At 69.3% G+C, this 26,286-nt stretch carries 25 protein-coding genes; 9 read left to right on the top strand and 16 right to left on the bottom strand.

What is annotated here, in order from left to right; genetic code table 11:
• Window positions 1-6: 6 nt before the first annotated feature.
• Window positions 7-2,322: a PAS domain S-box protein gene (locus ACQP2E_RS14270; protein WP_433831729.1), complete on the bottom strand. Its 2,316-nt coding sequence runs from the start codon at window positions 2,320-2,322 to the stop codon at window positions 7-9.
• A 76-nt stretch (window positions 2,323-2,398) separates the two neighbouring features.
• Here ACQP2E_RS14270 and ACQP2E_RS14265 point away from each other — a divergent pair, with 76 nt between their 5' ends.
• The gene (locus ACQP2E_RS14265) at window positions 2,399-3,184 is read left to right on the top strand and encodes an SAM-dependent methyltransferase (RefSeq protein WP_433831727.1); all 786 of its coding nucleotides are present in this window, start codon (window positions 2,399-2,401) and stop codon (window positions 3,182-3,184) included.
• 209 nt (window positions 3,185-3,393) lie between these two features.
• On the opposite strand, the gene ACQP2E_RS14260 is transcribed toward ACQP2E_RS14265, so the two are convergent.
• Together ACQP2E_RS14260 and ACQP2E_RS14255 are read right to left on the bottom strand one after the other, a co-directional pair.
• Window positions 3,394-3,579 carry a hypothetical protein gene (locus ACQP2E_RS14260; protein ID WP_433831725.1) on the bottom strand — a complete coding sequence of 62 codons (186 nt, stop codon included), beginning with the start codon at window positions 3,577-3,579 and terminating at the stop codon, window positions 3,394-3,396.
• An 89-nt stretch (window positions 3,580-3,668) separates the two neighbouring features.
• Window positions 3,669-4,211: a hemerythrin domain-containing protein gene (locus ACQP2E_RS14255; RefSeq protein WP_433831723.1), complete on the bottom strand. Its 543-nt coding sequence runs from the start codon at window positions 4,209-4,211 to the stop codon at window positions 3,669-3,671.
• Between the two features lie 112 nt (window positions 4,212-4,323).
• On the opposite strand from ACQP2E_RS14255, the gene ACQP2E_RS14250 reads away from it, so the two are divergent.
• On the top strand, window positions 4,324-4,638 hold the full coding sequence (locus ACQP2E_RS14250) for a DUF3817 domain-containing protein (protein WP_433831721.1): 315 nt from the start codon (window positions 4,324-4,326) through the stop codon (window positions 4,636-4,638).
• A 76-nt stretch (window positions 4,639-4,714) separates the two neighbouring features.
• Here ACQP2E_RS14250 and ACQP2E_RS14245 read toward each other — a convergent pair whose 3' ends face one another.
• Genes ACQP2E_RS14245 through ACQP2E_RS14225 form a run of 5 tightly spaced genes read right to left on the bottom strand, consistent with a single transcriptional unit; the run spans window position 4,715 to window position 9,850 of the window.
• Window positions 4,715-5,674 carry a cyclase family protein gene (locus tag ACQP2E_RS14245; RefSeq protein ID WP_433831719.1) on the bottom strand — a complete coding sequence of 320 codons (960 nt, stop codon included), beginning with the start codon at window positions 5,672-5,674 and terminating at the stop codon, window positions 4,715-4,717.
• Window positions 5,671-6,819: an alpha/beta hydrolase family protein gene (locus ACQP2E_RS14240; protein WP_433831717.1), complete on the bottom strand. Its 1,149-nt coding sequence runs from the start codon at window positions 6,817-6,819 to the stop codon at window positions 5,671-5,673. Before ACQP2E_RS14240 ends, ACQP2E_RS14245 begins: the two co-directional genes overlap by 4 nt.
• Window positions 6,820-7,755 (bottom strand): fumarylacetoacetate hydrolase family protein, encoded by a 936-nt coding sequence (locus ACQP2E_RS14235; RefSeq protein WP_433831715.1) that lies wholly within the window; start codon window positions 7,753-7,755, stop codon window positions 6,820-6,822.
• A gap of 4 nt (window positions 7,756-7,759) precedes the next feature.
• Entirely contained in the window at window positions 7,760-8,701 is a 942-nt protein-coding gene (locus ACQP2E_RS14230) for a VOC family protein (RefSeq protein ID WP_433831713.1), read from the bottom strand.
• Window positions 8,702-8,719: 18 nt separating this feature from the next.
• Entirely contained in the window at window positions 8,720-9,850 is a 1,131-nt protein-coding gene (locus tag ACQP2E_RS14225; protein ID WP_433831711.1) for an FAD-dependent monooxygenase, read from the bottom strand.
• A 112-nt stretch (window positions 9,851-9,962) separates the two neighbouring features.
• Between ACQP2E_RS14225 and ACQP2E_RS14220 the strand changes: the two genes are divergently transcribed.
• Both ACQP2E_RS14220 and ACQP2E_RS14215 read left to right on the top strand, forming a co-directional pair.
• Window positions 9,963-10,916 (top strand): LysR family transcriptional regulator, encoded by a 954-nt coding sequence (locus ACQP2E_RS14220; RefSeq protein ID WP_433831709.1) that lies wholly within the window; start codon window positions 9,963-9,965, stop codon window positions 10,914-10,916.
• A gap of 100 nt (window positions 10,917-11,016) precedes the next feature.
• Window positions 11,017-12,210: an MFS transporter gene (locus ACQP2E_RS14215; protein WP_433831707.1), complete on the top strand. Its 1,194-nt coding sequence runs from the start codon at window positions 11,017-11,019 to the stop codon at window positions 12,208-12,210.
• A gap of 497 nt (window positions 12,211-12,707) precedes the next feature.
• On the opposite strand, the gene ACQP2E_RS14210 is transcribed toward ACQP2E_RS14215, so the two are convergent.
• Window positions 12,708-13,262 carry a DUF2087 domain-containing protein gene (locus tag ACQP2E_RS14210; protein WP_433831705.1) on the bottom strand — a complete coding sequence of 185 codons (555 nt, stop codon included), beginning with the start codon at window positions 13,260-13,262 and terminating at the stop codon, window positions 12,708-12,710.
• Window positions 13,263-13,620: 358 nt separating this feature from the next.
• On the opposite strand from ACQP2E_RS14210, the gene ACQP2E_RS14205 reads away from it, so the two are divergent.
• Both ACQP2E_RS14205 and ACQP2E_RS14200 read left to right on the top strand, forming a co-directional pair.
• The gene (locus ACQP2E_RS14205; protein WP_433831703.1) at window positions 13,621-13,998 is read left to right on the top strand and encodes a hypothetical protein; all 378 of its coding nucleotides are present in this window, start codon (window positions 13,621-13,623) and stop codon (window positions 13,996-13,998) included.
• A gap of 158 nt (window positions 13,999-14,156) precedes the next feature.
• Complete coding sequence (locus tag ACQP2E_RS14200) at window positions 14,157-15,290, top strand: lytic polysaccharide monooxygenase (protein ID WP_433831701.1); 1,134 nt, start codon at window positions 14,157-14,159, stop codon at window positions 15,288-15,290.
• A gap of 571 nt (window positions 15,291-15,861) precedes the next feature.
• Here the strand turns inward: ACQP2E_RS14200 and ACQP2E_RS14195 are convergent.
• The 5 genes from ACQP2E_RS14195 to pcaH all read right to left on the bottom strand — a co-directional run bounded on the left by ACQP2E_RS14195 (window position 15,862) and on the right by pcaH (window position 20,734).
• Window positions 15,862-16,692, bottom strand: a complete 831-nt coding sequence (locus ACQP2E_RS14195; RefSeq protein WP_433831699.1) for an SCO6745 family protein — start codon at window positions 16,690-16,692, stop codon at window positions 15,862-15,864.
• 369 nt (window positions 16,693-17,061) lie between these two features.
• The gene (gene pcaC / locus ACQP2E_RS14190; RefSeq protein WP_433831697.1) at window positions 17,062-18,183 is read right to left on the bottom strand and encodes a 4-carboxymuconolactone decarboxylase; all 1,122 of its coding nucleotides are present in this window, start codon (window positions 18,181-18,183) and stop codon (window positions 17,062-17,064) included.
• 2 nt (window positions 18,184-18,185) lie between these two features.
• Entirely contained in the window at window positions 18,186-19,385 is a 1,200-nt protein-coding gene (locus ACQP2E_RS14185; protein ID WP_433831695.1) for a lyase family protein, read from the bottom strand.
• A 36-nt stretch (window positions 19,386-19,421) separates the two neighbouring features.
• Entirely contained in the window at window positions 19,422-19,985 is a 564-nt protein-coding gene (pcaG, locus tag ACQP2E_RS14180; RefSeq protein ID WP_433831693.1) for a protocatechuate 3,4-dioxygenase subunit alpha, read from the bottom strand.
• Window positions 19,982-20,734, bottom strand: a complete 753-nt coding sequence (gene pcaH, locus ACQP2E_RS14175; RefSeq protein ID WP_433833921.1) for a protocatechuate 3,4-dioxygenase subunit beta — start codon at window positions 20,732-20,734, stop codon at window positions 19,982-19,984. Before pcaH ends, pcaG begins: the two co-directional genes overlap by 4 nt.
• Window positions 20,735-20,808: 74 nt before the next feature.
• Between pcaH and ACQP2E_RS14170 the strand changes: the two genes are divergently transcribed.
• Window positions 20,809-21,558: an IclR family transcriptional regulator gene (locus ACQP2E_RS14170; protein WP_433831691.1), complete on the top strand. Its 750-nt coding sequence runs from the start codon at window positions 20,809-20,811 to the stop codon at window positions 21,556-21,558.
• A 40-nt stretch (window positions 21,559-21,598) separates the two neighbouring features.
• Entirely contained in the window at window positions 21,599-22,753 is a 1,155-nt protein-coding gene (locus tag ACQP2E_RS14165) for a 4-hydroxybenzoate 3-monooxygenase (RefSeq protein ID WP_433831689.1), read from the top strand.
• A gap of 63 nt (window positions 22,754-22,816) precedes the next feature.
• On the opposite strand, the gene ACQP2E_RS14160 is transcribed toward ACQP2E_RS14165, so the two are convergent.
• Together ACQP2E_RS14160 and ACQP2E_RS14155 are read right to left on the bottom strand one after the other, a co-directional pair.
• Window positions 22,817-23,422: a hypothetical protein gene (locus ACQP2E_RS14160; protein ID WP_433831687.1), complete on the bottom strand. Its 606-nt coding sequence runs from the start codon at window positions 23,420-23,422 to the stop codon at window positions 22,817-22,819.
• 21 nt (window positions 23,423-23,443) lie between these two features.
• Window positions 23,444-24,211, bottom strand: coding sequence for a hypothetical protein (locus tag ACQP2E_RS14155; RefSeq protein WP_433831685.1), 768 nt, complete (start codon window positions 24,209-24,211; stop codon window positions 23,444-23,446).
• A gap of 105 nt (window positions 24,212-24,316) precedes the next feature.
• On the opposite strand from ACQP2E_RS14155, the gene ACQP2E_RS14150 reads away from it, so the two are divergent.
• A complete protein-coding gene (locus tag ACQP2E_RS14150) occupies window positions 24,317-25,873 on the top strand; it encodes a DedA family protein (RefSeq protein ID WP_433831683.1) in 1,557 nt (518 codons plus the stop codon).
• The last annotated feature ends 413 nt before the right edge of the window (window positions 25,874-26,286 follow it).

Here is a 26,286-nt window from a genome sequence, read left to right as displayed (position 1 = left end):
CACCCCTTACGGCTTGGCTTGCAGCTCCTCGTGCAGGGCGCGCATCAACTCGGCACTCGTGAACGGTTTCTCCAGCAGGTGGACCTCGGCCGAGAGGGTGCCGTGGGTGGTCAGGACCGGCTGGGCATAACCGGACATGAACAGGACCTTGGTGCCGGGCCACGTCCGATCGATGGCGGTCGCCAGGTCCCGGCCCAGCATCCCCGGCATGATCACGTCGGTGAGCAGGACGTCGATCGCGTGCTCGGCGGCGAGGCGCAGCGCCTCCTCGCCGTTGCCGGCCGCGAGGACCGTGTAACCGCCGCGCCGCAGAATCCGGCAGGTCACCTCGCGCAGCGCGGCCTCGTCCTCGACGACCAGGACCGTCGCGCCGTGCCCGGTGAGCCCGGCCGCCGACTCCTCCGGCGGCGCCTGCTGCGCCTCCACGTCGGTGGCCGGCAGCAGGATGGTGAACGTGGTGCCGATGCCGGGCTCGGAGTAGATCTGCACGGTGCCGCCGGCCTGGGTGATGATGCCGTAGACGGTGGCCAGGCCGAGCCCGGTGCCGTGCCCGCTCGGTTTCGTGGTGAAGAACGGCTCGAACGCCTTGTCGATCACCTCCTGCGGCATGCCGGTGCCGGTGTCGGAGACCCGCAGGCGCACGTAGACGCCGGGTCGCACGGGCGCGCGGGTGGCGTATTCGGCGCCGACGTGCACCGGCGCGGTGTCGATGGTGAGGCGGCCGCCGCCGGGCATCGCGTCGCGCGCGTTGACCGCCAGGTTGACCAGGACCTGTTCGAGCTGGCCCGGGTCGGCCATGACCGACGGCAGCCCCGCGGTGGTACGCACGGTCAGCGCGATGTGCTCACCGAGCGACCGTTCCAGCATCTGGTGTACCTCGGTGACCACGACGTTCAGGTTCAGCGGCCGGGGCCGGATCACCTCGCGGCGGGCGAAGGCGAGCAGCTGGTGGGTGAGGTCGCTGCCGCGCCGGGCGGCCCGGGCGATCTGCTCGGCGTCGGCGGCCGGTGGGGTGCCGGCCGCGTCCTCGACGATGAACGACGCGTAGTTGAGGATCACCGCGAGCAGGTTGTTGAAGTCGTGGGCGATGCCGCCGGCCAGCTGGCCGAGACTCTCCAGGCGCTGGGTCTGCTGGATGCGGGCCTCGAGGCGTTGCTTGTCGGCCTCCTCGCGCAGGCGGCGGCGTTCCTCCTCGGCGGCGAGGCGTTCGGTGATGTCGCGGACCACCACGACGATCACCACCCCGCTGTCGGTGTGCAGGGAGCTGCAGGCGATGTCGACGGGCAGTTCGGCGCCGCCGCGGCGCAGCGCGCGCCGGGTGGCCCAGCGCTGGTCGGCGGGCTGATCGGGGTCGGCGTCGGCACGGATGGTGTCCAGCAGCGTGCTGTCCCCGCCGGTACGCAGCACGGCCGAGACCGGCGGAAGCCCGTCCGGCAGCAGCAGCGGCAGCGGCATGTGCAGCAGGTCGTACCGGGGATGGTCGAACAGCCGTTCCGCCTCCGCGTTGACCAGCACCACCTCGCCGGACTCGGCCACGCCGAGCACAGCGTCCGGCGCCGCGTCCAGCACCGCCTGCACGCGGCCCTCGGCACGTTCCCGATCGCTGATGTCGCGGGTGATCGTGGTCGTGCCGATCATCCGGCCACGTTCGTCGAGCAGCGGCGAGATGAGCGCCGAGACCGCGATCATCTCGCCTTTCGCGGTGAGCCGGATGGTCCGGTACCGGTCGACGCGGCCGCCGAGGCGGACCAGCAGACGGACCTGTTCCTCGTCGCCGCGCCGCTCGGGCGGGATGATCACGTCGATCGACGTGCCGATCGTCGCCGAGGCCGGGTGGCCGTACAGCATCTCGGCGCCGGGATTCCACGAGGTCACGACGCCGTCGAGGTCGGTGGTGACTATCGCGTCGTGCGAGGACTGCACGATCGAGGCGAGCAGGGCGCGTTCCTGCGCGGCCTGGCGTTGTGTCGTGTCGTCACGGAGCACCGAGGTCACGTACGTCTCGGACTCTCCGTCGGTGACCGCGGAGAGCGAGATCTCGACGGGGAAGACGCTGCCGTCACGGCGCCGGCCCCGCAACGGCCGGCGGCGCATTGGGCCGCTCTCGCCGGAGAGATAGGCGCGGCACTGCTCGGGGTGGTTCTCTCGCGCCTCCTCGGGGACCAGGTCGTCGACCAAGCGTCCGACCAGCTCACCGGCGGGGTATCCGAACATGTCGTGCGCCCTGCGGTTGGCCAGCGTGATCACGCCGTCCCTGCGGCTGACGACAATCGCGTCCGGGGCGGTGTCGAGCAGAAGCCCCGGGATCTCGCGTGACTCCACCGATCCCTCCCACCTCTAAAGTACTTTATTAGGATATTCCGGTTATCGGGATGGCGAATATGGGCATCGTGACCGGATGAGCAGCACGGCTGAACCGCCTATCGACCCGAATCGGCCCAGCTCCGCACGCATCTACGACGCGTTCCTCGGCGGCACCCACAACTTCGCCTCCGATCGGGCGATCGTGGCCCGCACGCTCGAGCTGATGCCGGACATGCCGGCGATCACCCGATCGAACCGTGCGTTCCTGCATCGGGCCGTCCGGTACGCGACCGCGCAGGGCATCCGTCAGTTCCTCGATCTCGGGTCCGGCATTCCGACCGAGCAGAACGTGCACCAGATCGCACCTGAGGCACGGGTGGTCTACGTCGACGTCGACCCGACGGCCGTGCTGTACGGGCGTCAGCTGGTCGGTGATGATCCCCGGGCAGCCGTCATCCACGGCGACCTGCGGCAGCCGTCGATCCTGCTGGACGAGCCGGAGGTGAAGGATCTGCTCGATCTGAGCCAGCCGGTCGGCATCCTGATGGTCGCGGTGCTGCATTTCATCCCGGACAGCCGGGCACTGAGCGAGGCGCTCCCGGTGTATCGCGAGATCGCGGCGCCGGGCAGCATGCTGGTTCTCTCGCACGCGACGATCGACGAACGGGCGCCGGAGCTGGAGCGGGTCGCCGATCTGTACAACCGGACCGGGTCGTCGTTGCTCCCGCGCGGGCAGGAGCAGGTGGAACGGTTCTTCGACGGCTGGGCATTGGAGGAACCGGGTGTGGTGCCGGCGCCGCGGTGGCGCCCGGATCCCGGGGAGGAGGCGCCGGACCCGAGCACGTTCTTGATGCTCGCTGGTACGGGGCGCAGGGTTTGAGCCGTGCGCTCGTGCTCGCCGCCGGGTCGGGAAGGCGTGCTCGTGCTCGTGCTCGTGCTCGCGCTCGTGCCCGGCGGCGAGTTTGAGGCGTGCTCACGCCCGGCGGCGAGTTTGCGGCGTGCTCACGCTCGGCGGCGAGCTTGCGGCGCGCTCACGCTCGGCGGCGAGCTTGCGGCGCGCTCACGCCTGGCGGCGAGTTCGAGGCACGCTCACGCCCGGCGGCGGCGTGAGGAGATGGCGATTCCCCGCTCGGCCGGGCGGTCCGCACTGTCGCACTCGTCGTCGGGCTCGATCTCGATGAGGTCGAACAGGTCGGGGCCGGCGTGGCCGGTGTCGACCGTGTTGCCGATCAGCCCGAGCAGAGCGGCGCAGTTGCGCCCGTACCCCTGAATCATGCGGTCCACCCTGGTGGGGTGGCCGCAACGTCGGCACGGGCGCATCCGCTCCGGCAGAATCTCGGCCATACCGTCCAGTATCCGATGGATCACGCTTCGCCGACGGCTTCGGCCAGTTCGTCTTTCGACATCCCGGATCGGCCGGGAATGTCGTGCTCGCGGGCCAGGTCGTACAGCTCGCTCTTGGTGTGGTGGTGCTCGGGCAGTTTGCCGGTCGTCGCCTCCACGAATCGGCGGCCCATCGCCTCGCGCTCCTCAGTGCTGAAGCTCTTCTCGAGAATCGGAAGCAGCTCCTCCTCCTCTTCCTCGACGTGGTGCCGCAGCTCCCCGATGATCGCGGCGAGCGTGCCGTCCCAGCCGGGTTTCTCCGGGTCGCTGCGCAGCAGGTTCTGCATCATCTCCTCGACCTGGTGGTGCTCGACGGTGCCGTCGACGATCTCCTCGCCGGCCTCGGCCGCTTTCTCCCGGATCGCCGGGTAGACGAAGTCCTCCTCGGCCTCCGAGTGCGGCAGCAGCATCCGGTGCACCTCGTGCAGGATCGCGGCCTTGTCGACCCCGTCGTGGGTCGCCTCTTCCAGCAGCTCGTCGACCTGGCGATGCTGCTCTTTGATCACTTCCACGATGTCCGGCACGGAACCCCCTTTTATGGTGACAAATCACTCTGAGGCGTCATACCCCTACTGCCAGCAAACACTCATCTTTGATCACGTACGGTCGGCACCGCCGAAATCGAGGGGGAAGCACGTGCAACCGTTCCGAGTCTTCAGGGTCACCGCGATCGCCGAAGCGTTCTCGTGGACCGGACTGCTGGTGGGCATGTTCCTGAAGCACGTCACGGAGACGACCGAGGCCGGCGTGTGGTTCTTCGGCCGGCTCCACGGGGTGCTGTTCGTCGCGTACCTGGTGGCGACGCTCTGGGTGGCGCGCACCGAGCGGTGGTCGATCTGGCGGACGCTGTTCGGCCTGGCCGCCTCAATCCCTCCCCTCACCACTCTGATCTTCGAACGCTGGGTGGCCAAGCGCCGCCCGGCCCAGGAGCCGGCGGCCGCCACCGCCTGAGCTCCCAGGCCGGGGAGGGGCGCTGCCCGTCCCTCCCCGGCCGGGGAGGGGCGCTGCCCGTCCCTCCCCGGCCGCTCTATTTGACGGCGATCGGGTTGACCGGGGAGCCCACGGCTCCGGTGATCGGCAGGGGCGCGGCGGTGAGCCAGAACTCGTGGATTCCGTCCTCTGCGCAGTCGGCGGCGAGCGCGTCCAGGTCCCACATCTCGCCCAGGAAGAGCCCGATGTGCGGGATCGCCACCTGGTGCAACGGCTGGAACGCGTGATCGAACTCGTTCGGCCGCACCTCGAAACCCCAGGTGTCGGTGGCGATCGCCGCGATCTCGGTGCGGTGCAGCCAACCGGCGGTCATGAACGACAGACCGGGAGCTGGCCCGCCCGCGTAATCGCCCCAGCCGTTCCGCCGTGCCCGGGTGAGCTGACCGGTGCGCACCAGGACGATGTCACCCCGGCCCACCTCGGTCTTCTGGGCCGCGATGGTAGCCGTGAGGTGTTCTTCGGTGATGGCGAACCCGTCCGGCAGCTCGCCGTCCGTCCCTAGAACGCGCCCCACGTCAAGAAGGACGCCCCGGCCGGCGATCACGTCGGCGACCGTCTCGATGCCCGTCTTCAGGTCACCGAGGCTGGTCACCACCTTCTCCGCCGGGCGGCCGTTCCAAGCCAGGCCGTGATCGAAGATGTGGCCGAGCCCGTCCCACTGCGTTGAGCACTGCAACGGCATCGCGATCACGTCGTCGGCGCCACCGAGCCCGTGCGGGAAGCCCTGCACACCGGTGACCGCGTCAGTTCCGGTGTCCAGCATCGTGTGCACCGGATTGGTGCGCCGGCGCCAGCCTTTCTGCGGGCCGTCGGCGTCGAAGCTCTGCGACAACGAGAACGACACCCCGCGCCGCACCAGCTTCGCGCCCTGCGCACGCTTGGCGGGGGTCAGGAAATTCATGGTCCCCTGTACGTCGTCAGCACCCCACCGCCCCCAGTTGGAGCAGCGTTTCGCGGCTTCCGCTATAGCGCCCTCGGGGTCTTTCGGGTCGATCATTTCTGACCCCGGAAAGTCTCGTCGACCCAGTCGGCGATGAACGACTGCACGTGGGCGAAGTGGTCGAGCCCGATGTGCTCGGCGCCGCCCTCCTCCTTCGTGAAGATCCGCAGCTCACGCTTGGGTGAGTTGACGGCCTGCTGGTAGGAGCGGTACGCGTACTGAACCGGGATCTGCCTGTCGTTCTCGCCGTGCGCGATCAGGAACGGGACGGTGATCTGCTCGACCACGCCGTCCAGGTTGACCGCCTCCGCTTTCCTGATGAAGGTGTCGAGGTCGGTCTCGCCCCACACCCAGAGCACGTGGTCCCAGTAGTGCGGGACCGGGTTCTCTCCCTCGCGTTCGAGGCGGCGTTTCTGCACGGCGCCCCAGTCGTGGTTGGCACCCCAGGCCACGCAGAGCGCAATCCGCTTCTCGAACGCGGCCGCCCTCGGTGCGTAGTAACCACCCAGCGACCAGCCGATCAGGCCGATCTTCGTGTCGTCGACGTCATCCCTGGTCAGCAGGTAGTCGACACAGGCTTTCGCCCAGTCCTCGGTCTCGACCCGGCTGGTCAGGCCGAGGAACCGCAGCGCCTCGCCACTGCCCGGACAGTCGACCATCAGGGTGTTGATGCCCCGCGCGGCCATCTCGTGCGCGAAGCCCGAGGCGTACATGTGCTCCTTGGTCGAGTCCAACCCGTTCCACAGGATGATCGTCGGAGCGTTCGCCGCGCCGGCCTTCGTGAAGTACGCCGGGAGCTGGTGACCCTCGAACGGCACCGCGACCCGGGTGGTGGCCGGGTCGATCAGGTCGAACGCCTTCTGCTGCAGGTCGAGGAGCCGCTGGTAGAACTCCTTGCGGTCCGGCGATTTCGCGCTCTGCATCCGCTCGGCCTGTGCCAGGTAGTTGGTGGCCCGCTGATATTTCTGCCCAGCGGTACGCAGGTGCCCGGCCTTCTCGTCGGCCGCCGCCTGGGTCGCGAGATCCTCGGCGACGGCGGCCCAGGAAGCCATGAACTCCTTGGTCCCGACGTCCGAGCCCTGCCCCGCGAGATCGCGGATCGGGCGGCAGGCGCGGTCCACCTCGTCGATCAGGCCGCCGCTGTTCAGGGTGGCGACCACGCCGAGGTTCCAGACGTAGTTGCCGGGAAAGTACTCGAACATTCAGCTCTGCCTTTCGATTCGTGCTTTCTCCTGATCACGGCGTCGGACGGCCGGCAGTTCCCTGCTCGCCTGTCCGGAAGTGATCCGATTTGTCAGAGTGCCGATGCCCTGGACCGTCAGGGTGACCACGTCGCCGTCGCGCAGCGGCGGCGGATCCTGTCGCCCGTTGCGGCCCCACAACTCGGCGAGGCAGCCGCCGTTGCCGACCGTGCCCGAGCCGAGCACGTCGCCGGGTCTCACCAGGCTGTCGCGGGCGGCGTAGGCGAGCATCGTCTCGAAGGTCCAGCCCATGTTGCTGAGCAGGTCACGGCCGATCTCCGTGCCGTTGACACCCGCCGCGCACCACAGATCGAAAAAACCGTCCTCGTCCTTGAAGGGCTCGAGTTCGTCGGCGGTGACGATCCACGGGCCGAGAGTGCTCGCGAAGTCCTTGCCCTTGGCCGGGCCCAGGTTCACCTGCATCTCGCGTTTTTGCAGGTCACGCGCGGACCAGTCGTTGAAGACGGTGTAGCCGAAGATGGTCTCGCCGGGCCCGGCGATCGCGGCGACCTCCAGCTCGAAGTCACGATTCACCGAGGACGCCGGGAACGGCACGTCGTCGTCCGGGCCGAGGATCGCGTGCGGGTTGGTGAAGTAGAAGGTCGGTGCGTCGTACCAGGCCTCGGGCACTCCCCCGCTGCCGTCGATGCTGCGCCGCACGCCGTCGACGTGTTCCTCGAACGCGACGAAGTCACGGATCGAGCTTGGGTGCAGCGGCGCCAGCAGGCGAACATCCTTCAGGGGTACGGCGGTGCCGAGGCTCAGCCCGCTCGCCGCGCCGACGCCCATCTCGATGACCGCGATGGTTTCGAGATCATCGGCGAAGGGACGGACCTGGCCGTCCTGGATCACTCCGGTTCGGTCCTGACCATCGTGCCGGAATCGCGCGATTCGCATGGCGTCAGACCGGAGGGGCGACGAAGATGCCGCGGTCGACGTCGTTGAACGACTGCTTCGCGACGAACTCGTTCATCGGGTTCGCCGTACCCCACTGGTCGCTGACCGCCGGGTCGGAGAAGTCATAGAGGTGCGGGTGCCAGGTGTCCTCGTCGAGCTCTTCGAGCTCCGTCGTGTATTCGATGGTGTTGCCGTGCGGGTCGAGGAAGTAGCTGAAGGTGTTGTTGCCGGCCATGTGCCGGCCCGGGCCCCACACCTTCTCCACACCGCCGCGCAGCAGCCGGCCGGTGCCGCGCATGTACTCGTCGATGCCGCGCATCTCGAACGAGGCGTGGTGCAACGAGACGTGCGGGCCGCGGGCGATCGCGAGGCTGTGATGCCAGCGGTTGGTCCGCAGGAAATACATCATCTCGCCCATCCGCGGGTGCATCAGTGTGTCCGAGAGGGCGAAGTTCAGGTGCTGGTCGTAGAAGGCGACGGTCGCCTCCGGGTTCGGCGAGTTGATCACCACGTGTGAGAGCTTGACCGGGACGGACTCGCCCTCTTCCAGCTTGCGGTGCTGCCGGACGGCCACGTCGCAGGAGACCTCGACGGTCCGGCCGTCGAGGTCGAAGAACCGGAAGCCGTAACCCCCGCCGGGGGTGGTCAGTTTGCCCGGCTCGCTGACCAGCGTGATGCCGGCGCGGCCGAGTCGTTCGGCCAGTGCGTTCACGTCGGTCTCGCTCGCGGCGCCGAACGCGATCAGGTCGAGCCGTTTCTCAGCGGCCTTGCGCAGCCGCACCGAGTACTGCTCGGGCGAGCCAGCGGCGGCCAGGAAGGCGAGGCCGTCGTCGGTGGTCTCGGCGTCCAGGCCCCACATGGTGGTGTAGAAGTCGAGCTGCCTGTCGTAGTCCGGCACGGCCAGGTCGACGTGGCGCAGGTGGGTGATGAGGCGTTCGTCGTTCATGGTTCCCCTTACAAAGAATCAGGCGGGCTCAGCGACCAGGTGCGCGATGCGGGCCATCAGGCCCGGGACGTCGCCGCGCTCGTGGGCGAGCTGCCAGGCGGCCAGTTGCAGAGAGGCCTCGACGACCGTTCTGGCGCGGTCCAGTCGTCGGCCGGTGAAGTCGGACCAGAGCGTGTCGGTGACGCTGCCGGCGGCCAGCAGCAGCTCGGCGAGGACGGACGCGTCCTCCAAGGCCTGGGCGGCGCCCTGCGCCAGGGTCGGCGGGCAGCTGTGTGCGGCGTCGCCGATCACCACGACCCGGCCACGGTGCCACGGGCCGTCGAGAACGTGGCTCTCGAATGCGGTGTAGTTGACCCGGCTCGGGTCGGTCAGCTGCTCCCGGATCTCATCCCACGGCCCGTGGTAGGCCAGGGACAGCTCGCGCATCGTCGCGAGTGCCTCCTCCGGGCTGAGACCGGACCGGTCCCGCACGTCCTCGACCAGGTACGCGTAGAGCGTGTCCGCCCCGGTCGGGCAGTACCCCGCGATGTAGCACGGGCCGCCGTAGATCAGATCGGTCCGGGTCACGCTCGCCGGCCGTTTCGTGAACGTCCGCCAGATGCCCATGCCGACCGGTCGCGGCTCAGTGTCGATCCCGGCCTGCCGCCGGGTCCACGACCGGACACCGTCGGCGCCGATCACCAGGTCGTACCGGCCGGAGGTGCCGTCGGTGAAGGTGACCAGCACGGTGTCGCCGTCCTGCTTCAGGCTCTGCGGGCGGGTGCCGAAGCGGACTTTCGCCCCGGCTGCGGCCGCCCTGTCGATCAGGATGCGGGCCAGCGCCGGACGGTACATCCCCAGGGTGGCGGGCAGGTCGGGGCCGCCGGTGCGGATGTCGGTCAGCTCGGCGACCAGGGTGCCGGCCGGGTCGGGGGCGCGCAGGCCGAGGGTGTCGAACGCGTACCCCTCGGCCTCGACCTGGCCCCAGACGCCGAGCTCGCGCAGCACTCGCAGAGCGTTGCCCTGCAGGGTGATCCCGGAGCCGAGCGCGGACACGTCGGGTTTCACGTCGACCAGGTCGACGGCGACGTCGCCCTCGGCGAGCAGGATCGCCGTTGCGGCGCCGGCAGCGCCGCCACCGACGACCAGTACGTTTCGAACTGCTGGCACGGCCGTTTCCCCCTTGTTACTCGTGTGATGGGGACCACTGTCCCGCCGCCGGGCAGTATCAGGGAAGCTCGACTTGGTGATGGCTGTCATAGCCAGTGCTTATAGTTGCCGGATGGCCGTCGACCGTGTGCTCGCGAACCTCGATCTGAACCTGCTGGTGACCTTGGACGCCCTGCTCAGGGAGCGGAACGTGACCCGCACCGCGGAGCGTCTGGGCGTGAGCCAGCCGGCGGTCAGCGGCGCCCTGAGCCGCCTGCGACGGCATTTCGGCGACCAATTGCTGGTCCGGGTCGGCAATCGGTACGACCTCACCCCGCTCGCCACCCGTGTCTCGGTGCTGACCGGTCCGGCGCTGGCCGGCGTACGCCGGGTCTTCGACTCCACCGCCGATTTCGATCCGTCCGGACTGGACCGCGAATTCACCGTGGTCTCCTCGGATTACGCCGCCACCATCCTCGGCCCGCTGGTCGCCCGGATGCTCGCCCAGCGCGCCCCGAACACGCGGCTGCGCCTGCCACAGACCACTCCGTACGCGGTGGACCATGCCGCCGACACCCTGCGCGACGCCGACGGCCTGTTCATCCCGCACGGGTTCGTCACCGGACTGCCCCATCTGGACCTTTACGAGGACCGCTGGGTCTGCATCGTCTCCGCCGACAACCCCGAGGTTGGTGACGAGCTTTATCTGCGCCAGCTGGAGGACCTGCCGTGGGTGGTCCTCTTCGACCGCCCGACCGCGTACGCCCCGGCCGTGCGCCAGCTGCGGATGATCGGCATCGAGGCCCGGGTGGACGTGATCGTCGACGGGTTCCTCCAGATGCCGTTCCTCGTCGCCGGCACCCGTCGGATCGCGCTCATCCAGGAGCGATTGGCCACGCTGATGGCCCCGATCGCCGGGATCCGCATCCTCGAGTGCCCGTTCGAGGTGATCACGTTGCACGAATCCTTCTGGTGGAACCCGATGCACACGAACGATCCGGTGCACGTGTGGTTCCGTGAGCTGCTGATCGAGGCGGCCGACGAGCTGTGGCCGCCGATCGACGAGTCGCTGCCGCCATCAGTTTGAGTGATGGCCGGCATCAGCCGAATCCGTCTTCCGCCGCGGATCGCGGGCCGCCCATAGTCGGAGCCACCGAGTGTGACATGGACCACCGGAAGGCTCTCCCTTGTCTCTCACCGCACCCACACCCACACGGCAGGCAGGCCTCGCCCAACTGGCGCTCCTGCTCGCCGGCAGCTGCCTTTCCGTTCTCGGCGCCGTGCTCATCGCCCCGGTCCTGCCGCAGATGACCGACCACTTCGCCGGCGTGCCCGGCTCCGGCGCTCTGGTGCCGATTGTCCTCACCGTCCCGGCGTTGATCATCGGCCTGACCGCGCCGTTCGCCGGTTTCATCGCCGATCGCATCGACCGTAAACGGGTGCTGATCGTCGCGATGGTCGGCTACTCGATCTTCGGCACCGCCCCGCTCTACCTGCAGTCGCTCTCCACGATCATCGGCAGCCGGGTCCTCGTCGGCCTCTGCGAGGCCGCGATCATGACGTGCTGCACGACGCTGATCGCCGACTACTGGTCCGGGCCGAGACGCAGCCGCTATCTGGGCCTGCAGACACTGCTCGCCTCGGTCTCCGCGACCGTGTTCCTCGGCGTCGGCGGTGCACTCGGGTCGTCGGGCTGGCGGACACCGTTCTGGCTCTACACGATCGCGGTGCTCCTTGCCGTACCCATGGCGCTCTTGATCTGGCAGCCCGCTCGGGTCGCGTCGTCCGTCGCTCTCCCGCCGATCCCCTGGCGGCAGCTGCGGGTGCCGTGCCTGGTCACGCTCGCGGGCGGCGTGGTCTTCTACGCGCTGATCGTCGAGCTGTCGTTCGTGCTGGACGAGGTCGGCGTCACCGCTACCGCGACGATCGGCGCGCTCAGCGCCCTGATGTCGCTCGCCACCGCGGTGGCGGCAGGCTCGTTCGCGAAGCTGTCCGGGCAGACGCCACGGACGTTGCTACCGATCGCGTTCGGACTGTCGGCGGCCGGTTTCCTGGTCATTGCGGCTACCGCATCGGTCCCGGTGATCACCTTTGGCGCGGTGCTGACCGGTGCCGGGACGGGTCTGCTGCTGCCCACGCTGCTGACCTGGGCGACCAACGGACTGTCGTTCGCGGAGCGCGGGCGCGGCACGGGCTTGTGGACCGGGACGCTGTTCATCGGCGAGTTCCTGTCACCGGTGCTGATCACCGGCGCCGGAGCGGCCGTCGGCGGACTGCGACCGGCCTTGGGCCTGCTCGGCGTGGCCGCTGCGCTGCTGGCCGTGTCGATGCTCTGGATCGTCCCGCACGACGCCGCCCGCCTGAACGTCACCCACAACTGATGATCAACCCAACCACCCCACCCCACCCCGCACCGCCCGCCCCGCACCGCACCGCCCCGCACCGCCCCGCACCGCCCCGCTGAGATCAACTCCGGCTGGCGCTCACCGCTGTCTCGACGGCGCTGAGAAGCAGTGGGGGCCAGCCGGTTCTGATCTTCCTGACGCACTGCCGCCCCAGGCCGGCAACGCAACGCAAGGCAAGGCAAGGCCCGGGCTGGGCTGGGCTGGGCTGGGGCTGGGCTGGCGGACCGGGCCAGACCGCGCACGCGGACCAGCGGACCGGGCCAGACCGCGCACGCAGACCAGGCCAGGCCTGCTGGACAGGGCAGCCCCCCGGCTGTAATGGCTGGTCGGGGCCGCGCTGGGCTGGTCGGTGCAGGGCCGCGCTGGGTTTGGCTGGACAGGGCAATCGTTGGGCTGGTCGGGGCGGCGCTGATCGTCGGTGCCTGTGTCGGCCGCCGACGTTCTGGGGTGGTCAGGGCCGCGCTTGGCTGGCTTCAGGCGAATGTTCGGGCGGAGCCGTATGACGAGCCGGCTCGGTCGCGTTCCAGCCAGCCGGTTTCGACCAGCATGCGGCGGACTGCGGCTACGTCGTCGGCAACCACGGCGATCCGGGTGTTGACCTCGTCCTCGGTCAGGATGCCGTCGACCGCGAGGAAGCGGGCGAACAGCTCCGCGATCTGCTGGTACCGATCACTCATCGTCGGCGGGAGGCTGGTCAAGCGGCCATGTGAGAAATAGGACTTCAGCTGCGGAAAGTTCGCGAGCAGCGGCGCGATCGGCTGCGCCCTGTCGAGCGCCTGGGCCGCGTCACGGAGCACCTCGACGCGCGCTCGGAAGTCGCCGTTCCCGGTGCCGGTCGCCAGCCCGGCGCCGACCAGACGGCCGAGCAGTTCGCCGGCCTCAGGTTTCGGCAGATCCAGATAGATCGACATCTCGTTGATGGACACGCCGTTGTTGCCGTGGCGGAGCAGCTCGGCGAGCGCCCGCAGCCGGAGCGGGTTCGACAACTGCATCAACAGATCGGCGGCGTGCGCAGCAGGGGCGGACATCCCGCCACCGTAAGCGCACGGTCGCTTCCCGGCATCCGATTATCCGGCCACCGCAATGAGCGCACGGCCCACGGCCCACCCGGCCACCACCATGAGCGCACGGCCCTCGCGCCAGCGCGCGCCTCGACACGCCGCCCGGAACAAGGGGCCTGTATGCCACCACCATGAGCGCATGGCGGTCACGCCACCGTGCCACGACACAACGTGCGGAACGAAGGCCCGCACACCACCGTCTTGAGCGCACCGCGGTCCGGCCCGATCCGGTTATCCGGGCGCGACCGGGGTAAACAGACGTTCACCTCCGGTTGGGGCGACGCGGCATCTCGGCCGTGCCGTACCGGCGATCCCTGGAGGAATCATGTTCGCTCCCATCGTCGCGGTCGCGGCGGCTCTCACCCTGGGTGCCGCGCCGGCAGCGCCGAGTTTGGATGCGCTTGCCCAGGCGTACGACGAAACGAGTCACGTTCTCGCCGAAGCCCGCTTCGTGTCGGCCGGCGACAGCTTCCGGCTGACGAAATGGTCGAGTGACGGCGGGCGGGCGGTTGTGCAGTACAAGTACATCCGGACCGACGGCACGTTCCAGTCCGGTGAGCATCTGGGGCCGTCCGCGGCCGGCGTGAGCGTCACGTTCGATCACGACTTCGGCGAGGGCCGGAAGATCGTGTTCCGGGTCTGCGTCGACGACTACTGCAGCGGAACCGGGGACGGGCAGAACTGGACCATCGGGTACGCCTAGGTCCACTTATTGACTTTGGTCAATTGCTGGGCCAGTCTGGGCGCACAGCACAGCCGCCGGAGCCACGCGGTTACGGGAGCACGGGCAGCTCCCGGCGAATCCACCGCAGTCGGTCGTCACCACGTGACGACCCGGACTTACCGGAGTGCTGAGCGCACATGTCCTCACGCGTACAAAAAAGGCTCTTGATCTCTGTCTTTGCTGCGGCGGTTGTCGCAGCTCTTGCCGTGCTCGTCGCGCCCAGCAGCCCGGCCGCTGCGCACGGCAACGTCGTCGGTCCCGCGTCGCGCAACTACGGTTGCTTCGATCGGTGGGGCTCCCGCTTCCAGGACCCGGTCATGGCGACCGAGGATCCGATGTGCTGGCAGGCCTGGCAGGCGAACCCGAATGCCATGTGGAACTGGAACGGCCTGTTCCGGGAAGGTGTGGCCGGGCAGCACGAGACCGTCATCCCGGACGGGCAGCTGTGCAGTGCGGGCCACACGGAGAGTGGTCGCTACAACGCGATGGACACCGTCGGTGACTGGAAAGCCACCTCGATCGGTAATTCCTTCACGGTCTCGCTCTTCGACGGCGCGCGGCACGGCGCCGACTACATCCGGGTCTATGTGACAAAGGTGGGATACAACCCGATAACCACGCCGTTGAAGTGGTCGGACCTGGAACTGATCAAGACGGTCCCCAACACGCCGGCGGCGCAGTGGACGCAGCAGCTGAGCAACGGCGTCCAGATCGACATCCCGGCCAGTGTTTCCGGGCGGTCGGGGCGTGCCATGGTCTACACGATCTGGCAGGCCAGCCACCTGGATCAGTCGTATTACTTCTGCAGTGACGTGAACTTCGGTGGCAGCCAGCCGTCGTCGTCGCCCTCGTCATCACCGTCATCCTCCCCGTCCACCTCGCCGTCGGCATCCGCATCGGCATCGGCATCGGCATCGGCATCGGCATCGGCATCACCCTCGGTGTCACCGTCGGTGTCCACGCCGCCGGTCACCGGGGCTTGCGCCGCGACCTACGGAGTAACCTCGCAGTGGCAGGGCGGGTTCCAGGGTGAGGTCAAGGTGACCGCCGGAAACACGGCGATCAAGAGCTGGACGGTGACTCTCGGATTCAGTGGCGCGCCGCCGATCCAGCAGGTCTGGAACGCCACGCTGACCACCAGCGGGAACACGGTCAGTGCGACGAATGTGAACTACAACGGCAGTGTCGCGGCGGGAGCCAGTACGAACTTCGGCTTCCTGGGCTCGGGCGCGTCGTCGACGCCGACGGTCAGCTGCACCGCAACTACGTGACCCCTCGCGCAGCGGGTTCACCTTTGTTACATTGATGTTAATGGGAGCGCTCCCAGGCTCCCAGGCCGTCCCCCATCACCATCCCCAGAGAAACGGAGGCCAAGCCCACCCGCGTGGCACGGCTCCGTCCACGCACGTGCTGTGACTCCATCGACGGGGAATGAGGCAGCCCCACCTCGTTCCCCGTCACCCTCCCGGTGCCCGGTTCCCCAAATGTCGCGGCTTCCCCGCCCGGCAATCACCGGCAAATACGGGAAAGCCGGCCGCCTTCCCCGGCGGCCGGCTACACAATCAGTCCGCTTTGTCCGGCTTTGCCCGCGTTTCGGCCCGCGTTTCGGCCCGCGTTTCGGCCCGCGTTTGGCCCGCGCTTGGCCCGCGTTTTGGCCAGCCCCGACCTGGTCAATCACACCGCCCGCGCTGCCGTACCGGCCGCGCTGCCGCGCCGACCGGGGCGCGCGCCCCGCATCACCGAAGTTTGCGCGATCGAGGCAGGTACGGGTCACCATGACAGCAAAACCCTCCACCATTTGGCGCAAGGCGGTCGCTCGGCGGCAGTGGCGGAGGACCGTCGTTACGAGCGGGTGCTCAGGCCCAGGGTGCTTTGGCGGGGCAGGACTCCGGAGGCGGCGATCTGGCCGGCCAGAGGGCCTGCGAGCTGGACGAATCGGCCGACCTCGTTGTCCAGGGCCTGCCAGGGGCCGGCGGCGAGTTCGCTGGTGCGTTGTTCCAGGTCGGCTCGGGCTTTCACGCCTGCCTCGGTGGCGGTGCCGTCCTCGTTCACCCAGCCTCGGGCTGCCAGTCTGGCCTGCGCGTCGTCCCACTCGTCCGGGGTCCAGCCCCGGCTCGCGAACACCTCGGCCGGCGCGGCGCCGACGGCGGCGAACGAAACGAGCAGCTCGCACGGGTCGAAGCCGGCCACCAGGGCGGCAGCCACGTGACCGTCGCCGCGATGTTCGCGCAGGATGGTGGCCGCCTGCCAGAGAACCAGATGCGGCTGGTCGGCCCACTCCAGACCGGCGTTGGCAGCGGCAAGCGGGCGACCGGCCGTGCCTGCCGCCGATGCCGCGCGCCGGGCCAGCCGTGCGGCCTCCGCCACCTCGGGGCTTGCCACGCGCTCGTCGCCGAGCAGGTTACGCAAAGCATGGTCGACGGCGACGAGACGGCGCTCGATGATGGTCTCCGGCGAGGCGATCTCCCAGGCGGCCGGAATGTGCGCTTCGACCAGGCGCGGGCTGAAACTGTAGAACGCCGAACTCACCGTTTCCGCACCGACCGCGCCGAGCGGAGCCGCCCGCCACGCGAAGTAGCTCGGCCAGCGGGTGTCGACGTCGTACCCCAGCTTCGCCGCCTCGTCGATCACCTCGGGCGCGTAGTAGAGGATCGCGTGAATCGGCTCCACCACCCGCCAGAGTTGGCGGGCTAAGCCGTCCGGCGCACCCTGCATCTGGATCCTCCCCGAGGTTCGCCGGGGCAGGCTGAGCCGACAGGTCCCCGAATGTCCGGACCCGATCAAAGCACAGGAGTACGACAAACACCCGCAACACATGTCAGGCCCGCAGTCCACGCCTGCCCCCACGGAGACCTGACGAAGCCCTGTCTCCGTGGGGCAGCCGCAGATCTTGAGCGATTTTCAACGTCCTGGGGTCAAAAATCGCTCAAGATCCACGCTGTGCCCACTGCGGGCGGCGCGGGCAGCGGGGCGGGCGGCAGGCAGGCGGCAAGCAGTGCGGACGGCAGGCGGCAGGCAGGCGGGCAGTGGGCGGCCCGGTGGTTACAGGTCGGACAGGACCTTTTGGGCGATTCGGAACGCTGTGTTTGCCGCCGGCACGCCGCAGTAGATCGCTGTCTGGAGGATTACCTCTTTGATCTCGTCGTCCGAGAGGCCGTTCGTCCGGGCCGCCCGAACGTGCATCGCCAGCTCCTCGTGATGGCCGAGAGCGATCAGCGCCGTCAACGTGATCAGAGAGCGGTCGCGGCGGGCCAGGCCTTCGCGGGTCCAGATCTCGCCCCAGGCGTACCGGGTGATCAGGTCCTGGAAGTCTCTGGTGAAAGCCGTCGTCCCCGCCGTTGCCCGGTCCACGTGTTCAGCGCCGAGCACCTCGCGGCGCACTGTGATGCCGGCTGCCCGCGACGCGTCGAAATGCTGGTCCAGCAGGAACGCCACCACCTCCGGGCTCTCCGCCGGCGCCAGGTGGGCGATGTCCGGCAACACCACCAGGCGGCCGTTCACCACACCGTCGGCGAGCAGGGCGAGGCCGTCCGGCGGTGTCGGCTTGTCGTGGGCGCCGGCCACCGCGAGCAGCGGCGATGCGATCTCGGCGAGGCGGTCACGGACGTCGAAGCCGGCCAGGGCCTCGCATGCGTACGCGTAACTGTCGTCATCGGTCGCCCTCAGCGCGTCGAGCAGGGTGGCCGCCACCGTCGGCGAGCGCTCGGCGAAACCGGGTGCGAACCAGCGTTCGGCCGAGCCGGCGACGACGGACGACGTGCCCTCGGCCCGGACCAGCGCCGCCCGCTCGTGCCACATCGCCGGTGAGCCGATCTGGGCACCGGTGCAGAGCAGCGCCGTCGCGCTCACCCGGGACGGGAAGTCGAGCAGCAGCTGGAGGCCGATCGCCCCGCCGATCGAGTCCCCGGCATAGAAGAACGACCCCGATGGCCGAATCTGGTCAGCGATGGCGATCACGTCACGGGCCAGGTCAGCGATCGTGAACGGCGTGGTGGCCGGTGCGCTTCCGCCGTGGCCGGGCAGGTCGAAGCCGACCACGTGATAGCGCCCGTAAAGTCGCGACGCGCACTGCCGCCACATCGACTCGGCGCTGGTGCCGACCGACGAGCCCAGCAACAGCAGCGGCCGCTCCGGTGCATCGTCAAAAACGGTCACGCTCAGCACGGTCACTCCTTAGCGCGGGCGATCGCCGCGTCGATGATCTGGTCGGTGGCGCCACGGTACGGCTCGCCGGGGCCGGCGTCCGGGGTAATCGAACGCTGTTCGGCGTCGATGCCGGGCCGGGCCGCGGTCAGGTTGGCGGCCATCCACGCCGTCTCCACCCGCAGGCCGGCCAGCAGCTCCGCGGTCTGCGCACCGGCCGTCACCGTCCGGCGGGCCAGGGTACGCAGGGTGGCCCATTCGACGTGCCAGCCGCCGTCCGGGCGTTCGTCGACAGCGGCCGCCGCGCCCGCGTGCACGGTCGCCGCCAGGAACGGTGCGGCCAGGGCGGCGCGGCGGACCAGGATGGAGAGGACCGGGTTCTGCTTGTTCGGCATCGCGGACGAGCCGCCGCGGCCCTCGACCGCGCCTTCCGACAGCTCGTGGATCTCGGGGCGGGCCGCCACCAGGACGTCGTTGGCAATCCGGCCCCACGCGTCGGTGCAGGTCACGAGCGCGTCGGCGACCCCGGTGAGCGGGGCCCGGGCGGTGTGCCAGGGATCCCGCGCCCGCAGGCCAAGTGCGCCGGCGGTCGTCTCGACAAGGTCGCGGACAACAGCCGCCGAGCCGGCCAGTGCCACCGGCGCGGCCAGGCTGCCTGCGGCGCCGCCGAGCTGCACCGGCAGATCCTCCACGGATGCGAGGCGGTCGCGGGCGTCGAGCACCCCGGTGAGCCACCCCGCGGCCTTCAGACCGAAAGTGATCGGGATGGCGTGCTGGGTCAGCGTCCGCGCCGCCATCGGGGTGTCCCGATGGTCACCGGCGAGCCGGACCAACTCGCCACCCTGGGCACGCAGGTCGGCCCGGATCCGGGCGATCACCTCGGTCAGGCACAGCACCAGTCCGGTGTCGAGTACGTCCTGGCTGGTCAAGCCCTTGTGCAGCCAGGACGCGGCGGCCGGGTTACGGGCCGCGAGCCGCTTGCGCAGCAGCTTGAGCAGCGGGATCACCGGGTTGCCGCCCGATTCGGCGTCCCGGGCCACCGCGCCGGCGTCGTCCGGGCCGACCAGGCCGGTCAGGTCGTCGCGCGCGCCCGGCCCGGCCACACCGTGCACGACCAGGGCATCCAGCCAGGCCGCTTCGACCCGGACCATCGCAGCGAGGACCGACGCATCGGTGAACAGGTCACCGGCCCGGTCGTCGCCGGGCCACAGCAGGTCACTCACCACGCACCCCGCAAACCGAGAAACCGGCGGAAATGATCAGGCCCATGCGTCGCGCAGGCGGGGGTAGGTGAGGAAGACCGTCTCGGCGGGGCCCTGCAGGCTCACGTCGAAAACCAGGCCGTTCGGTTCCCGCCGGGCGATCAGGGTGGCGCGGCGATCCGGGGCGACCGACTCCAGCAGCGTGTCGGAGGCCAGCAGGTCCGGGTCGTCGGGCAGGTAGGCGCGGGTGAACAGCCGGTCCAGCAGGCCACGGGCAAGAACGGTCACGGCGAAGAACGGGGCTCGGCCCTGCTCGGTGGCGCCCGGTTCCAGCGTGAAGAACTGGTAGTGGCCGTCGGGGTCGGTGGCGGCACGGCCCCAGCCGGTGAAGGTCCAGCCGTCGCGGCGCAGCGATCCGGGCGTACGCAGAACGTGGCCCTGCGGGTCGGCCTGCCAGATCTCCAGAACCGCGTCCGGCACCGGGTTGCCGTCGCCGTCGGTGACCTGCCCGTGCAGGCGGACCGCGCGCGGGCTGGCCGGCGGGACCAGTTCGTTCATCTGCGGGAATTCCAGGCCCAGGTGGAAGAAGGGGCCGACGGTCTGCCCGGGAACCGCGGTCATGAGTTGTGCTCCTCGTCGAGCTCGCTGTCGAGCGGAGTGCGGTGGGTGCCGGTCAGGACGATGTCCCAGCGGTACCCGGTGTTCCACTCCGGGGTGGTGAGGTCGTGGTCGTACTGGGCGATCAACAGGTCCCGCGATTTCGGGTCGGTGATCGACTGGTAGATCGGGTCGTACTTGAAGAGCGGGTCGCCCGGGAAGTACATCTGCGTCACGACGCGCTGGGTGAAGTCCAGGCCGAAGAGCGAGAAGTGGATGTGCGCGGGCCGCCAGGCGTTGAGGTGGTTACGCCACGGGTACGGTCCCGGCTTGATCGTCTGGAAGCGGTACGACCCGTCCGGCCCGGTGATGCAGCGGCCGACGCCGGTGAAGTTCGGGTCGTGCGGCGCCGGGTGCTGGTCGCGCTGGTGCCGGTACCGGCCTGCGGCGTTGGCCTGCCACACCTCGACGAGCTGGTTCGCCACCGGGCGGCCGTCGCCGTCGAGGACACGGCCGGTGACCACGATCCGCTCGCCGATCGGGGTGCCGGCGTGCTGGATGGTCAGGTCGGCCTCGTCGACCGCGACGTCACGGTGGCCGAACGCGGGTGCCCACAGCTCGACCGACTCCGGGTCGATCAGATGCGCCGGCTGCTTCGGGTGCCGCAGGATGGAACTGCGGTACGGGGCGTAGTCGATCTTCGGTTGCGGGCCGCCGGGTTGCTGGGCCGCTGCCTCGATCTCCCGGTTGATGTCAGCTTGTGACGACTCCATGTTCACGCTCCGGACGCTAGGCGGGTCACGGCCTCACGGCGATAATCTACTTCCGCTGAGTGGAAGGAGGGTCCATGGGTGCTTCGGTCACCTCACGTGCTCTGGCCATCCTCGGCGCCTTCGACGGCGAGCACCGCGCCCTCTCCCTGACCGATCTTGCCCATCGCGCCGAGCTGCCCCTCGCGACCGCACATCGCCTGGTCGGCGAGCTGCACCGGTGGGGTGCCCTGGCCCGTGAGGCAAACGGCGATTACGTGATCGGGCGCCGGATCTGGCAGCTCGGGCTGCTCGCGCCGGTGCAGAGCGGCCTGCGCCAGGCGGCCTCCCCATTTTTGCATGATTTGTACGGCACGACGCTCGCCACCGTGCATCTCGCGGTCCGCGACGGCCTGGAGGTTCTGTACGTCGAACGGCTGGCCGGCCACGTGTCGGTTCCCGTGGTCAGCCGGGTCGGGTCCCGGCTGCCGATGCACTCGACGGGGGTCGGCAAGGTGCTGCTCGCCTACGCGCCGGAGGAGGTCCGGATGGAGGCCCTCCGCCATCTCAAGCGGATCACTGCTTACACCGTCACCCAGCCCTCCCGCCTGCTCGAACAGCTGAAACGCGTCCGCGCCGAGGGTTACGCCACCACCGGCGAGGAGATGAGCCTCGGCGCCTGCTCGGTGGCCGTGCCGGTTCGCAAGGGCGAGACAGTGGTCGCCGCCCTCGGCATGGTCGTCCCCGATCTGCGCCGCCAGCTTCCCCGCCTGGTGTCCGCCCTGCAGGTCGCGGCGCACGGAATCGGCCGGACACTGGCCGGCCAGCCTTCCGTTCAGTGGAAATAGGGTATTGCCCGATCACCGAACGGTCGCCGACGCTGTGGTCATGCGTACCCAGGTCGCCATCATCGGCGCCGGCCCCGCCGGCCTGCTTCTTTCCCACCTCCTCGCCCAGGGCGGGGTCGAGTCGGTGGTCCTCGAGACCCGCTCCGAGGAGTACGTGGCAGCGAGGATCCGGGCCGGCATCCTGGAGCATTCGAGCGTGGAGCTGCTGGAGTCGGCGGGGCTCGGTGATCGGATCCGGGTCGACGGCGACCATCACCGGGGCATCTACCTGCAGTGGCCGGGCGAGCGGCACCACCTGGATTTCGTGGATCTGGTGGGTCGGAGTGTCTGGGTGTACGGCCAGACCGAGGTCCAGAAGGATTTGATCACAGCGCGAGCAGCGGACGGCCAGGAGATCCACTACGAGGTCGCCGACGTCGAGCTGCACGACGACTTCGTGACTTTTACCGATAAGTCGGGACAGCAGCAACGTCTCGACGCCGCCGCCATCGCCGGCTGCGACGGCTCCTTCGGCCCCAGCCGCAACGCGGTACCCGCGGCCGAAAAATACGAAAAGGTCTACCCCTACTCCTGGTTCGGCATCCTGGCCGACGTCGCCCCGTCCACCGACGAGCTCATCTACGCCTGGCACCCGAACGGCTTCGCCCTGCACTCGATGCGCTCGGCCACCGTGAGCCGCCTCTACCTCCAGGTCCCGAACGGCACCGACCCGCAGTCCTGGTCCGACGACCGGATCTGGGACGAGCTCGCCACCCGCCTCGGCCACGGGCAGAACGGCTGGAAGCTCACCCCCGGCCCGATCACCGACAAGAGCGTGCTGCCGATGCGCAGTTACGTGCAGACACCGATGCGGCACGGCAATCTGTTCCTGGCCGGCGACGCCGCACACATCGTCCCGCCGACCGGCGCGAAGGGTCTCAATCTGGCGATCGCCGACGTGGCACTGCTCAGCAAGGCCCTGATCGCGCAGATCAAGGAGAAGGACAGCCGCCTGGCGGACCGATACTCCGACGACGCGCAGCGGCGGGTCTGGCGGTGCACGCATTTCTCCTGGTGGATGACGACGATGCTGCACACGTCCGGCGACCCGTTCGACGCGCAGCTGCAGTTGTCGCAGCTCAAGTGGGTGGCGAACAGCGAGGCCGGGGCGACCGGCCTCGCCGAGAACTACGCCGGCCTGCCGATCGGTTACTAAGCAACGAGCGCCACACCCACTGCGGGTGTGGGTACACCCGCAGTGGGTGTGGCGCAAAAAAGGTTATGACCCGGCCGGAGGCGACCCGCCCGCAGGCGGCCCAGCCGCCGATGACCCAGCCGCCGATGACCCGGCTGAAGACGTCCCCTCCGGCGGGTTGGTCGCCGCGATCGTCGGCGGCGCCGGCGCGTGATCAACAGCCTCGCGATAGGTGCCGGTCGGCAGTGTCGACGGCGACGCGTCCGGCGGCACCTGCCCGTTCGCCGCGGCCGGTTCCCGGGCCAGCAGGCCCTTGCCGAGCGAGCCGAGGGTGGCCAGGAACGCCACGTTGAACGCCGTCTCCCAGTCGAACGTCGTCACGTTGAACGCACCTGCCAGGATCGACGCCGACAGCGAGCTGAGGAACGTCTTCGCGAGCCGGACCACCAGGTCGGGCCAGAACGCCAGGTTGGTCTGCTTCGACAGGTACTGCACGCCGGTGAGCACGATCGACGAGACGAACGCGCTGACGGCGAGGGTGAGCGCCTCACCCCAGGGCAGTTTCGCGACAGTGGTGATGCCACCGGCCAGCAGGGTCGCGAAAAAGACCTGACCCGCTGACCAGCCACCACGCTCGACGAAGTCGAGAACGACTGCTTTCCATTTAGGAACAACGTCCGTCATGGACATCGAGGTTCCTCGCTGTGAAGATCAGGAGTAATCCCCCGAACGGGTCAGCAATGCGGTGATCGCCGCGCCGATGCCAGGGTGCACCGGGTACCGGCGGCTCAGCCATCGGAACGTCGTCTGAGCGGCCGCCGCGTTGTGCGCGTACCCGGGGACCATCCCGGCAAGCGGCAGCACCTCCGCGGGGTACGCCCGCTCCACCCGCCGGGAGATGTCGAACGGATCCCGGTACGGCGCCTCGCCGCTGGACAGGCGCAACAGCGAGATGACCCGGTCGACCGCGTAGGTCTGGATGAACCGGGACGCGCTCAGCCGCTCCCCGCGCAGCTCCCGGTGCAGGCCGACATAGAGGTTGGAGAGCGCCTCGTTCAGGTGGAAGTCGACGGTGTCGTAAGGGGTTCGCGGCACCGCCGCCTCCGACTGGGCCAGCCCGGCCGGCGCGTCCGCACGCCGCCACACCACCCGCGCCCCGGAGAACGGGACGTGCGCCAGCTCGGCGGGGGTCAGCACCGCGTACTCCACGAAGATGCCGTCGGAATAGAGCGCCTTCCGGCCGTTGCGCTCGTGGGCGAAGCTGAACAGAAGCGGACAGGGCGCTTCCAGCCAGTCGATGCGTTCGACGTACCGCGACCGCGCGCCCTCCGCGACGATCACGAAGAAGTCCAGGTCGGAGTGCTCGTCGAGCCGGGCTCTCTGTGCGCCCGCCGAGCCGAGCCCGAGCACCGCGATGGTGTCGTCCCGGTCAGCGAGGAAGGTGGCGAGTTCGTCCAGGCGGCGCAGCGTCGGTTGCATCGTCACTCCTGCGGACATCGATGGCGGATATCGGTGCGGATATCGGTGGATCCCTAAGGAGCTTCACCGATCCCCCGCTCCGTTCCAACCCCTAGCGTCGTGCACATGATCCAGGATCTACTCGGAGGACTACCGCCGATCGCGGTCTATCTGGTCGTGTTCGCCCTGGTCACGCTGGAGACGGCGGTCCTCGCGGGGCTGGTCCTGCCGTCCGCCACCGCATTGATAGCCATGGGTCTCCTCGCCAACGCGGGCGTCGTGCCACTGCTCCCCGCCCTCGCCGTCGCGGTCGCGGCGGCGATCCTGGGCGGCAACATCGCCTTCCGGTTCGGCTCGTTCCCCGGCCTGGGCCGGCACGCCGAACGCACCGAACGCCTCTTCGCCCGGCACGGAGGACGCGCGGTCTTTTTCGGACAGTGGGTGGTCGGCGCTCGGACTCTGATGCCGCGACTGGCCGCGCGGAATCGCGTACCCCGCAATCGCTTCCTTGCGTGGCACACGCCGGCGGCGAGCCTCTGGGCTCTATGGATGGTTGGCGCGAGTTACGCGGCAGGCGCGAGTTACGACGTTCTTGCTGCGCGCGCGGGGCGCGCGACAGGCGCGCTAGCCGCGCTGACGGTGCTCATTCTCGGACTCATCCTTGCAGGCCGTTGGATAGGTCAAAACCCGGATCCGGTACGCGCCATCGGCCTGGCGCTACGCAATTTCCGGCCTTTCCGTGATTTTCCGGGTTTCCGGCCGCACCCGCTGGCAATGGCATCGCTGAGCCTGGGGTTCCTGGTGTCGACGGCCGCGCTGCTGGTCGTCATCGTGCCGGCGATGGTGCGGTTCAGCGGGCTGGCGGCGGTGGACGTGGCGGTTGCCGGGTGGGCGCGCGGGCAGTGGACCTCGGACGGATATCTGTTCGCGCTGGAGACGGCGACCGCGGTGGTTCCGGAGGCGCTGATCGCGGTGGCGGCGGTGGTGTCGCTGGCGCGATCCTTCTTCCCGGGCCGGTCCCGCGCCCTGCCGCCGGCTCCTGGTCTGCGTGCCAGATTGCTCGACGCGCTCGGTCCCGTGCTGCCGGCGGTGGTCTTCGCGGTGGTGCTGGCGCAGGCGTTCCCGGCCGGGTGGCGGGCGGCCGAGACGCTGGTGTTCCCGACGGTGGACGAGTTCGCGGGGTGGGTGCCGGTCGACGCGGCAGCGATCGCCCTCGCAACGATGTCGGCCGGCCAGACCGCACAGGTAGCGGCGGCGGCCGGACTGCTCGCGTGGCTGGTGGGGCGCGGATTGCCGTGGAAATGGCAGGTGGCGGTCTGGACGTCGGCAGCAACGCTGGTGATTCTCTGCGCGGGTTCGTGGGTCTATCTCGGCTGGAGCCGGATCAGCGAGACGGTCGCGGCGGTGATGCTCGGGGTGACGTGGGCGGCGTTGAACGCGGCGGTGTGGTCAGGCCGCACCTCCCGCAATCCCGAACCAACCCGTCCCACTGATGCAGCCCGTCCCGCTGACGAGGGCCGGCGCTCAGACCCGGGCCACCGTTTCGACGGGGCCCGGGATGCACAGCTCGGTCAGCGGCTCGTGCGGCCGGGCCCGGTTCGTGACCGTTTTACTCGGCTGGTGCCAGGGCCGGACCCCTCCGGCACCACTCCACCAACGGCCGCCCCGGCCGAATCCGCTTGACGGCCTACTCTCGCTTCCCGATCTTGTGGACTTCCCCGCAGACGTGTCCGCACAACTCCACAAGATCGAACAGGCCGAGCCGATCTTGCGAAGTTACGCGCAAACGGTTCGCCGAACTCCACAAGATCGGCGAAGACCGCGGTCACCACGCCGGCACCCTGCACCCGCTGTGGTGGCAGAGCGTGCCCACGACGCGCCCAAAATCCGAAAAACGACACGCCATCGACGGCCGTCCCCGCAAAGTCGTGCGCTTGTGGTCGATCAGCCGGCCAAACCGCACAAGATCTCCGAGAGGCACCTCGCACCCCGAGAAACCGCCACGACCGGCGGGATGACGGACTGCCCCGGTCCACGCCTGCCCCAGTCCACGCACTGGCCATCTCGCGTGCCCAACATGCAGGCGCCGCGCCGTG

Origin of the sequence: Actinoplanes sp. CA-015351 (genome assembly GCF_050955685.1) — a bacterium.
GTDB lineage: Bacteria > Actinomycetota > Actinomycetes > Mycobacteriales > Micromonosporaceae > Actinoplanes.
The sequence above is the reverse complement of the archived record's forward strand: the minus strand, read 5'-3'. Positions and strand labels throughout refer to the sequence as shown.